The sequence below is a fragment of the Dysgonomonas sp. GY617 genome (assembly GCF_015233815.1).
Lineage (GTDB): Bacteria > Bacteroidota > Bacteroidia > Bacteroidales > Dysgonomonadaceae > Dysgonomonas_A.
In genome coordinates, this window is record NZ_JADCLR010000029.1 from 630,199 (window position 1) to 641,745 (window position 11,547).

Annotated in this window: 4 protein-coding genes; 3 read left to right on the forward strand and 1 reads right to left on the reverse strand. The window is 37.6% G+C overall.

The genetic code is table 11. From position 1 onward, the window contains the following. Positions 1 to 8: 8 nt before the first annotated feature. Positions 9 to 782, forward strand: coding sequence for a hypothetical protein (locus IR022_RS18495; protein ID WP_194204839.1), 774 nt, complete (start codon positions 9 to 11; stop codon positions 780 to 782). A gap of 79 nt (positions 783 to 861) precedes the next feature. On the opposite strand, the gene IR022_RS18500 is transcribed toward IR022_RS18495, so the two are convergent. Further along, positions 862 to 3,012, reverse strand: coding sequence for a M3 family metallopeptidase (locus tag IR022_RS18500; protein WP_194204840.1), 2,151 nt, complete (start codon positions 3,010 to 3,012; stop codon positions 862 to 864). A 290-nt stretch (positions 3,013 to 3,302) separates the two neighbouring features. Here IR022_RS18500 and ruvA point away from each other — a divergent pair, with 290 nt between their 5' ends. Together ruvA and sprA are read left to right on the forward strand one after the other, a co-directional pair. Next, positions 3,303 to 3,884, forward strand: a complete 582-nt coding sequence (ruvA, locus tag IR022_RS18505; RefSeq protein ID WP_050710141.1) for a Holliday junction branch migration protein RuvA — start codon at positions 3,303 to 3,305, stop codon at positions 3,882 to 3,884. Positions 3,885 to 3,918: 34 nt separating this feature from the next. Then, on the forward strand, positions 3,919 to 11,388 hold the full coding sequence (gene sprA, locus IR022_RS18510) for a cell surface protein SprA (RefSeq protein WP_194204841.1): 7,470 nt from the start codon (positions 3,919 to 3,921) through the stop codon (positions 11,386 to 11,388). Positions 11,389 to 11,547: the final 159 nt, after the last annotated feature.

Genomic DNA, 11,547 nt, shown 5'->3' on the forward strand with positions numbered 1-11,547 from the left:
AATAGACAATGAAACATATAGTTATAGTAGTAGTCCTGATTTTTGGAATTTCTTCTGTGTCGGGACAAATCGGTATTAATTTAGATCGACCAATGGCACTCTTTCATGTAGATGGTGCAGGCGATAATGGTGTAGATACACCTGCGGCATCTCAGGTATTAAATGATGTGGTGTTCGATTCGAGAGGATATATAGGAGTTGGTACATTGAATCCTACGGCTCGTTTGGATATAGCCGATAGCCAATTGCAAGGGATACCTCCTTTACGTATTCTTGATGGCTCAACTATGTCAGCAAAAGTATTAGAATCGGGACCTAATGGTGTTGCTCGTTGGACCGATCAGCCACCGTCTTATACACAATCTTTTACAGCAATACCGGGGCAAAGTTTTACATACGGAGGTGGTCAAGAGATGATGTTGAATGCTAAGATTATTATACCACAAAATGGGAGATATCTATTAACAGTACGTTGGTGGTCATATAATGTTAAGTCGGTTTGGACTAAGCGTCCGGGACTAGCTAGTATATATGTTTATCTAATATTGCGGGGAACACCAGCGGTGTCTTTGGATTCTATCGAATATTATATGGAAGCAATAGAAGGCGATGTTATTACATTTACGACCTCATTGTATGCAGGGTATAGAAGCCAGAATGAAGAGTTGTTTGTAAGGATTACTCCGGTCATAGGGTTACCAGCCAATTCTCATGGAACTGTCCAACAGCAACTGAGTAATGATATTGAATTTGTACCTCAAGTAGTACTTTATAGTATATAAATGTAACTAAAAAGTGGGCTGTTCTTATTGGAACAGCCCACTTTTTTTAGAATTATATCAGAGAAAAGTTTCTCGTTTTTTATTTAGTTCTTTTTTGATCAACATCTTTAGCTACATTATTAGGAGTTGGAGCAGTTTTCTTTTCTACACCGCTTCTTTCTAATAAGGCATCTATAGTTGGTTCTTGACCTCTGAACTTAATATACAGTTCCATTGGGTCTTCTGTGTTTCCTTTCTCAAGTATATTTTTTCTGAAAGCTTCTGCTGTCTCTTTATCGAATATACCGTTTTTCTTGAACGCTGCAAATGCATCTGCATCCAATACTTCCGACCATTTGTAGCTATAATATCCGGCTGCATAACCTCCCGAAAAAATATGTCCGAATGAAGCAGACATGTTAGTACCCTCAGCAACGGGTAGAAGAGCAGTCTTTATCATTGCATTTTTTTCGAAGTCTTTGATATCTCCTTCATAAGGATTTTTCAGAGTATGCCATGCCATATCAAGATATCCGAATGACAATTGACGATAACACAGATAACCTGCATTGAAATTAGAAGCATCAATAAGTTTGTTTACTAATGTAGCAGGTATAGGCTCACCAGTTTTGTAGTGTACCGCAAATCTGTCCAAGTATTCCTTTTCAGTCAGCCAGTTTTCCATTACTTGCGAAGGTAATTCAACGAAGTCACGAGCAACATTAGTTCCCGAAAGAGTTTCGTAAGTACATTCTGTAAGCATGCCATGTAAACCATGTCCAAACTCGTGTAAGAATGTTTCTACTTCATCAAAAGTTAATAATGCAGGGTCGTTCTCTGTTGGACGGGTAAAGTTCATTACCAGTGATACATGAGGGCGAGAATCTACACCATCGCGTTTGTACTGACCTTTATATTCGGTCATCCAAGCTCCTTGACGTTTGCTTTCACGAGGATGAAAATCTGTATATAAAACAGAAATATATTTACCATTAGCATCAAATACTTCGAAAGCTTCTACTTCGGGGTTATATACGGGTATGTCAGTGTTCTTTTTGAAAGTTACACCATATAAGTCTGTTGCTAATCCAAAAACACCTTTCTTTACATTTTCCAATTCGAAGTATGGACGCACCATTTCATCATTCAGATCGTATTTCTCAGTCTGAAGCTTTTCAGAATAATAAGCCCAATCCCAAGGTTGTAAATCAACTTGTTTACCTTCCAGTTTAGAAGCATATTTCTGTACGTCTGCAACATCTTCTTTAGCTCTTTCAGCAAAAGCATCATATAGATTGTCTAAAAGGTTGAATACTCCTTTTTCGTTTTTAGCCATTTTGTTTTTCAACGAGAAAGCAGCAAAATCAGGATAGCCTAAAAGTTGAGCTATTTTAAGACGGAGATTAGCTATCTTTCTAACATTTTCTTGATTGTCAAACTCACCACCAGCAACACATTTAGTAGTGTATGCAAGATATAGTTTTTCGCGTAGATCACGACGATCAGAGTATTTCATGAAAGCAATATAGCTTGGTCCCGAAAGATCAAACATCCAGCCTTCTTTGTTCTTTTGTTTGGCTTTAGCCTTTGCTCCATCACGAACGCTTTGAGGTAGACCTGCCAGGTCAGCTTCGTCAGTAAGTAGCATTTCGAATTTGTTACTTTCTTTTAATGCATTTTGACCAAAGTCAAGAGTTACTTTGCTTAACTCTGTTGATAATGCACGATATATCTCTTTATCTTTAGCCGATAGAGTTACCCCTTTGTTTTCGAAGCCTTCGTATATCTTTTCAGTTAAACGGATTTGTTCAGGAGTAAGTCCCGAATCGTTACGTTTGTCATACACGGCTTTAACTCGTGCGAAAAGATCTTCGTTCAGACCTATGTTGTTGCTGTGTTCTGACAACTTAGGAGATAGTCTCTGAGAGATCTCCATCATTTCATCATCGCTTTCAGAACTTAGCAGATTGAAGAATACCGAACCAACATCAGATAACAATCTGCCCGAATTCTCATATGCTTCAATTGTGTTTGCAAATGTAGGTAGCTCCGGATTGTTAATTATTTGGTTAATCTCTGCTTCCTGTTCTTTTATCCCTTTATCGAAAGCCGGCTCATAGTGCTCGTTTTTGATTTTATCAAAAGGAGTTGTGCCGTGAGGCGTTTTATATTCGGTAAAAAACGGATTTTGAGAATTAATATTAGCTGTCATAATTGCTATAAATAAAATTAAAATAAAGGGTTTTCTCATATAAGTATACTATCAAGTTAGCAAATCTTTTGTTAATAAATATTCAAAATGTAAACAAAGTTCTTCTTTTTTCTTTGTAACTGCAAATTAATGTTCAGATTAACTTAGACTATACTTGAAAATAAACAATAATAAAGTTACTTTTGCATAATTGGGTGTGGTCTCTGTTGTTCTAATTTGTTGAATTTAATTAGTACATTTTACCATATTCGCCAGTGTTGGTCTATTCAAATCCAATGCGGAATACAATAGCTAGATAGAAACTTCAATTTTATTACTGCACTTACATTATGATTGATTATATAAAAGGAAATATTGCCGAACTTACACCGGCTTCGGCTACCATAGACATAAATGGTGTTGGATACTTCATCAGTATCTCATTAAACACTTACTCGGCTTTGGAGAATAAACCAAATGCAAAACTCTTTATTTATGAGTCTATACGCGAAGATGCACACCAATTATTCGGTTTTATAAACAAGCGGGAACGCGAATTGTTCATGCATCTTATTAGTGTCTCGGGAATTGGGGCTAGTACTGCTCGTATGATTCTTTCAGCTATGAATCCTACTGAATTAGAGATTGTAATATCGTCAGGTAATGCCGATATGCTGAAAACAGTAAAAGGTATCGGTCTGAAAACTGCTCAACGTGTTATTATCGATCTAAAAGATAAGATAAAAGTATCGGGCGATGTTGGACAGGGTGATATTGTAATAAATAACGAAACAGCCAACGAAGCCATAGCTGCTTTGGTGATGCTTGGTTTTAATCAGGCTCCTTCTCAAAAAGTGGTTTCGAAACTAATGAAAGATAAGCCTGATAGCACAATAGAACAAGTAATAAAAGCTGCGTTGAAACTGCTGTGAAAGTATTCCAGATCAAAGGCTAAAGCTATACTCGTTGAAGAAAAAAAATAAATATTTTATTTTCTTATCACTGTTTATTTGTGGTATAAGTTTATTCTCCGGAACTTCCGGACGGATAGATTCTCCTATACCCGAGATCAGCATCGATATAGCTTTACCAGAAGATACAGGAGCTATATATCCGGTACGTAAAACACAAATTACCAACTACGAGGATCTGATACAAAAAACGCCTGTCGATCTTCGCGATCCATCCAATATAAAAACCGAAGTAGAGTTTGATGTAAAGAATAATATTTATTTATTCCGAACCAAAATGAATGAGGGGGAATGGGTTACACCATTTACATTGAATCCTCAGCAGTACATGGATTATTCTTTGAAAGAATCTATGGCTCAATACTTCAAAGTGAAAAATTCGGAAGCGTTTGATCAGAAGGATAAGAAAGAAGAATTTTCTCTGAAAGATATTAAAGTTAATCTAGGATCATTAGAACGTGTTTTTGGTCCCGGAGGTGTTCAGCTAAAAACTCAGGGATATACCGAAGTTTCAGCTGGAATAAAGCATACATCAACCGAGAATCCTACTCTTGCGTTGAAGAACAGAAGTCGTACCATGTTCGATTTCCAACAGAAAATACAGATGAATGTTGATGCTTCTGTTGGAGATAAAGTGAATTTTGGATTAAATTATGATACGGAAGCAACCTTCGATTTTGACTCGAAAAGGGTAAAGTTAGCTTATGAAGGAGACGAAGACGAGATTGTTAAATACCTGGGAGCAGGTAACGTTGCTCTAAATACAACTAATTCGCTCATTGGTGGAGGTGCATCCTTATTTGGTATTCGCGCTGATTTACAATTTGGTAAATTGAGAATCAATACAGTTATATCTCAGCAAGAATCAGAAACACAAACAGTAGGCTCAAAGGGTGGTGTACAGACTAAATCCTTTGAATTTGACGCCAATAAATATGATGAAAATCAACACTTCTTTTTAAGCGAATATTTCAGAGATCATTTCGATGGGGGAATGAGTAAGCTACCTTTTGTAAAGTCGCCTATTCTTATTACGAATGCAGAGGTGTGGGTTACCAATAAAAGGGGAAACTTTGATAAATCGCGTAATGTAGTCGCATTTGCGGATCTTGCAGAGAATGAAAAAATACATAATGACAGATGGCAGCCCGGCTCGGTAAAGGTTCCTGCTAATGAATCGAATAACCTGTATGCTACCATTAATAGTGAGTATGCAGGAGCTCGAGAAATAAGTAGTGTTACTTCAGAACTAACCGGTAGGGGAGGTTTGGTTAGTGGTCAGGATTACGAAAAACTTGAAAGTGCCAGATTGCTTGATGCTAACGAATATACCCTTAATACTCAATTAGGATTTATTTCTCTTAAATCAGCTCTGGCAGATGATGAGGTACTTGCTGTAGCTTTTGAGTATACTATGAACGGGCAGGCTTATATGGTTGGAGAGTTTGCCGCTCGAATTCCTAGTCAAGTAAAAACAGGAACCAAATCGGGGGCTTTGTTTCTAAAGTTAGTGAAGCCGGTAGCTCTATCGCCTCTCTCTTACTCTTGGGATTTGATGATGAAAAACGTTTATCGATTGGGAGACAGGCAAATTCAGAAGGATAAATTCAGGCTTAATATTACTTACCTAAGCGATACGACAGGTACTTATATAAACTTTCTACCGGAAGGTGCAATCAAAAACAAACTACTGCTGAGAGTCATGAATCTGGATAGATTAGATGCTCAGGAGAATCAGCATCCGGATGGTATTTTCGACTTCTTGGATGGCTTTACCATATATCCCGAAAATGGACGGGTTATATTTCCTGTTGTTGAGCCTTTTGGTTCTCACCTTCGAAAGCAAATAGCTAATGATGCCATTGCCGATAAATTTGTGTATCAACAATTATATGATTCTACGCGTTTTGTAGCAGAGCAGATTGCCGATAGAAATAAGTTCAGGATAAGTGGGTCTTATAGAGCCTCAGCTTCTAATTCGGTCATAAATCTGAATGCAATGAATGTTGCCCGAGGTTCTGTTGTAGTTACAGCTAATGGTGTGCCGCTGATTGAAAATGCTGATTACACGGTTGATTATGCTGCGGGTGAGGTTACTATTCTTAATCAATCGCTCATAGATGCCGGTACGCCCATTAATGTGACTCTCGAGAATCAGGCATTGTTCAGCATGCAGCGAAAAACTCTGTTAGGATTGAATTTGAGTTATGATTTTAGCAAAGATTTCACCATCGGAGGAACTATTATGCATATGTATGAAAGACCTTTGACTATGAAGGTTGGAATAGGTGAAGAAGCTATAAAGAATACCCTTTGGGGTTTAAATACAGCATATAGAACGCAGTCTCAATGGTTGACCAACTTGGTTGATAAGTTACCTTTTGTTACAGCAACAGCTCCTTCGCAGATAGCTTTGAATGCCGAGTTTGCCCACATGATTGGGGGGCACTACCAGAATGAGTATTTACATGGATATTCGTATCTGGATGATTTTGAGTCGGCTAAATCGACTATTTCTTTGAACAACCCATATGCATGGAAACTGTCTTCTACGCCTACATTCTTTGAGGAATCTAAGTTGAGCAATAATATTGAATATGGAAATAATCGGGCTCATCTGGCATGGTATACGATTGATAATTTATTTACCCGTAAAAACTCATCTCTTAGACCTTCTTATCTGAATGAAGATTCTCTTTCCAATCACTTTGTAAGAGAAATTGAGCAAAGGGAGATTTTTCCGGGACGTGATATGTTAGCTAACGAACCTCCTCTTCTTTCTACTCTTAACTTAACTTATTATCCACAGGAGAGAGGTATGTATAATCTAGATGCCACTAACATAAGCTCAGAGGGTAAGCTTTTGAGACCAGAAACTAGGTGGGGAGGGATTACTCGTAAAATAGAGAATCGAGATTTTGAGAGTACCAATATCGAATATATTCAATTTTGGTTAATGGATCCTTTTGTATATGATACTCTTGCGGTAAAGAGTCAAGGTGGCGACTTGTATTTCAATCTAGGGGATGTATCCGAAGATGTCTTGAAAGATGGTAGGAAGTTTTATGAGAATGGGCTACCGCTGGATGATGATCCCACGGCATACGAATTAACGGCTTGGGGTAAAGTGCCTACACGTCAGTCTACTGTATATGCCTTTGATATTTCGCAAGGAGCAGGTGCTATAACTAAACAGGATGTTGGATTGAATGGATTAAGTAGAGCTGAAGAGGCTCAGTTTGCAACATATGCAACCTATTTAAACACCTTTAGATCGAAAATCTCAGCGGAAACGGAAGCTCGAATGTTGCAAGATCCCTTTTCTCCTTTAAATGATTTATCAGGAGATAAATACCACCATTATCGTGGAGCAGACTATGATCGCCAGCAAACAGGTATAATAGACCGCTATAAATATTTCAACGGAACCGAAGGTAACTCTTCGGCTGGAGATTCAGGTAATGAGGGTTTCTCAACCGCAGCTACTGCCAATCCTGATGTGGAAGATTTGGATCAGGATAATACAATGAACGAATCTGAGAGGTATTTTCAGTATAAAGTTTCATTACGTCCCGATAAAATGCATATAGGTAGTGATAATTTTATCTCTGATATTCAAGAAGCTCGGGTAACACTTAGAGATGGAACTCCGACTACCATTAAATGGTATCAGTTTCAAATACCTATTCGTACACCCGAAAAGAAAACTGTAGGAAATATTCATGATTTTACCTCTATTCGTTTTATGCGGATGTTCCTTACAAACTTCAAAGAGACAACTCATTTGAGATTTGGAACATTAGATTTAGTTAGAGGAGAGTGGAGACAATATACTCAAACTCTTCAAGATGGAATAAATCAAGGAACTGGATCGCTAAGTATAGCCGCCGTAAACATTGAAGAAAATAGCGAAAAGCAACCTGTAAATTATGTAATACCTCCAGGTGTAACACGTATTCTCGATCCAAGTCAACCTCAAATACGTCAAGAAAATGAGCAGGCGTTATCTTTGCAGGTTCTTAATCTGGAGCCAGAAGATGCTAGAGCAGTATTCAAGAATACAAGTTACGACTTGCGTCGTTACAAGCGTTTACAAATGTTTACACATGCTGAGGAACTAAAAGATGGACCACCAATAGGACAAGGCGAGATCACTGTATTCTTGCGCTTGGGTTCAGACTTCAAGACCAACTACTATGAATACGAAATACCATTGTCTATAACCCCTGCTGGAACGTATATTGCAAATAATGATGCGGATCGTGCAAAGGTATGGCCTGCTAATAATATGTTTGATTTCCCATTAGAGCTTCTGAAGAATATAAAATTAGAAAGAAATAAAGCAAAGCGCCAAGCTGGTTCAACAGTTTCATACACCGAATTGTATTCGGGTCATGATCCTGAGCCCGGTAAAGAGAACAATAAGATAAGTGTAATTGGTAATCCAAGTTTGTCGGAAATCAATGTCATGATGATTGGTATACGTAATAATTCGACACATGTCCAATCGGCAGAGGTATGGGTGAATGAATTGAGGTTAACCGATTATGATGATGAAAATGGTTGGGCTGCTCAAGGTAACTTGAGTATAGCTTTATCAGATTTGGGAACATTCTCTTTCTCGGGGAGAAAAGAAACTTCAGGATTTGGATCCATAGATCAGAATCTTATTGAGCGTCGGTTAGATGATTTTTATTCGTATGATATTGCAGCAAATGTCGATTTAGGTCGATTTATTCCCGAAAAGGCAAAGGTGAGTATTCCTCTTTATTACTCATATTCGAATCAAACTACGACTCCTAAATACGACCCTCTTGATCAGGATGTGACCCTCAAAGAAGCCTTGAGTATTGTTGATACCAGAGCCGAAAGAGATTCTATTAAGAATTTAGCTCAGGATAGAACTACGACAAAGAATCTGAGTATGACTAATATGAAAGTAAATATTCAGAGTAAGACTCCTATGCCTTACGATCCGGCGAACTTTACTTTTGGTTATGCTTATAGTCAGACGGAGGTAAAGAACCCAACTACGGTATATGACCTTACTAAGAATTACAAAGCCAGTATGAATTATTCTTATTCACCTGCGGTAAAGACTTGGGCTCCTTTTAAAGATATGAAGAGCAAGGCTCCACTGGCTAAGTATCCAAAATCTCTAGGATTTAATTATCTGCCGAGCAATATATCGTTCAATTCATATATGACACGCTTCTATACAGAAACTCTTGTTCGGGATCTGGAAGGGTATAATATAGGAAGTGGAAGTACCAATGATAATTTGTTTTTGACATGGAGTCAGAATTTTTATTGGGATCGAGATTTTAGCATAAATTGGGATCCTCTGCGTAACTTGAAAATAAGTGTTCAGACTGGAACACGAGCGGAAATAGAAGAGCCTTATCTACAGGTAAATAAAAAGCTCAATAGAGACGATTATGAGATCTGGCGAGATGAAGTAATGAGAAGCATACGCAATCTGGGAGACCCTTTATCTTACCGACAAGCGGCTAGGGTTACATATGTATTGCCATTTAATAATATTCCGTTTGTCGATTGGATAAATTCGTCAGCAAATTACGATAGTCGATATACCTGGGATAGAGGTGCAGAAATAGATACTGCTACAGAGGTGGGGAATGTTATAACTAATAATATGACCTTGAATATTAGCAATAGGCTCGATCTGACATCTTTATATAATAAATCTCCTTTTTTGAAAAAGGTGAATGAAAAATTTGATACGAACCGTCGTACCCAAAGTGCTCAGAGAGCAAGACGTGCTACTGCTGAAAGTCGAAAAAAACGTTTTGAACAGGAGGTTCGCTTAAACACCGATTCGGCTACAATTTTAAAACATGGATTGGGAATCAAAAATATTATGGTTACTGCGAGACGAGATGGGCGATTGTTTAATGTGAAGTACAAGCGTATTGATGAAAATACAATCCGAATAACTACAAAGGATACTTCGCAGATCAAAATAAACATTATCGAAAAAGGAGAGTCTGACGAAACAACTTTATATAAAGTAGCTCAGTATGCAGCTAGGGGGCTTATGTCCGTGAGGTCTGTATCTGTCAACTATTCAACTCGCGAAGAGACTGCGATAGGAGGATTCCGTCCGGGTATAGGTGATGTCTTCGGGCAAAAGCGAACCGATTTTGGAATGGTTCCGGGAGTTGGTTTTGCTTTTGGTTTTGATGGAGGTGAAGATTACATAAATAAATCTCTTCGTAATGATTGGCTTGTCCTTAATGAAATGAGTATCAGTCCAGCTGTGTATAACTCCATTAAGAAATTAGATTTGGAGGCTCAGATAGAACCTATCAAAGGTTTGAAAATACGATTGAATGCTCTTCATGAGAAAAATGATCGAACGACTTTCCAATACGATAGCAAAGCAAATGTAAAGAAGATATACGGAGGTAGCTTTGCTATGACGACAATCGCTTTAGGATCGAGTTTCGAAAGTAGTAATGTGAAGAATAATTATGAATCTGCTGCATTTAATAAGTTCTTAAAAAATCGTGATGTTATAGCAAAACGATTAGGAAATAAATACGATGGAACGTTTTATCCCAACACAGGTTTCATTGCTGATGCTAATTTGGGAGGTAAACCTTTTGATCCAACTATAGGAGGGATAAACCCAAACTCTGCAGATGTATTGATTCCTGCTTTCCTTGCCGCATATACAGGAAGAAGTGCAGATAATATTGCATTGACTGCATTCCCTACACTATTTTCGATGTTGCCTAACTGGCGAATCAATTATGATGGGCTAACTAATTTGCCTTGGTTTAGAGATAAATTTAAGAAGCTTATATTATCTCATGCTTATACGGCTCAATATAGTGTTGGATCATATACTTCTTTTCTGACATGGATAGAGGCTGGGGAAAATATGGGATTTATGAAAAGCTTAGATGCTGTAGCTATGCCGGTGCCTACTTCGGCGTATGACATTTCATCGGTTAACCTGATAGAGCAGTTTAATCCGTTATTGGGTGCCGAAGGTACAATGTCTAACAACTTGACTTTGAGTGCTCGTTATAATTATTCGCGAATGCTAAACTTAAGTATTACATCATTCCAGATTGTAGAGACAGTACAAAAAGATCTGGTATTAGGAGGTGGCTATCGTATCAATGAGTTTAATAAGCTGATAGGGCTTCCGATTAAAAAGGATAGAGAGTTTAATAATGATTTGAATGTTACGGCTGATATTTCGAGAAGAACATCACAAGCTCTTATCCGTAGGATAGATGAGCGATTTACAGAAGCTACTAGTGGAAATACAATACTGACATTGAAATTATCTGCTGAATATACCTTAAGTAGAGCTTTGTTGTTGCGGGCTTTTTACGATCGTATTGTAAATTCTCCATTAATATCCTCGGTATCTTATCCAACAGCTAATACCAATTTTGGGGTAAGTATACGTTTTACTCTTACAGAGTAGTAGAGTAAGTTGCTGTGTTCTATGTTGATAGAGTTTGTTTATTTTTAATAGATCAAGTCTATGGGTTTATTTATTTTTGTCTATGTTTTTTAATAAAATAAAAAAAAATAAATCTTCGTTTTTTTAAGTCAAAATGTTAAACAAAAATAGACTATCTTT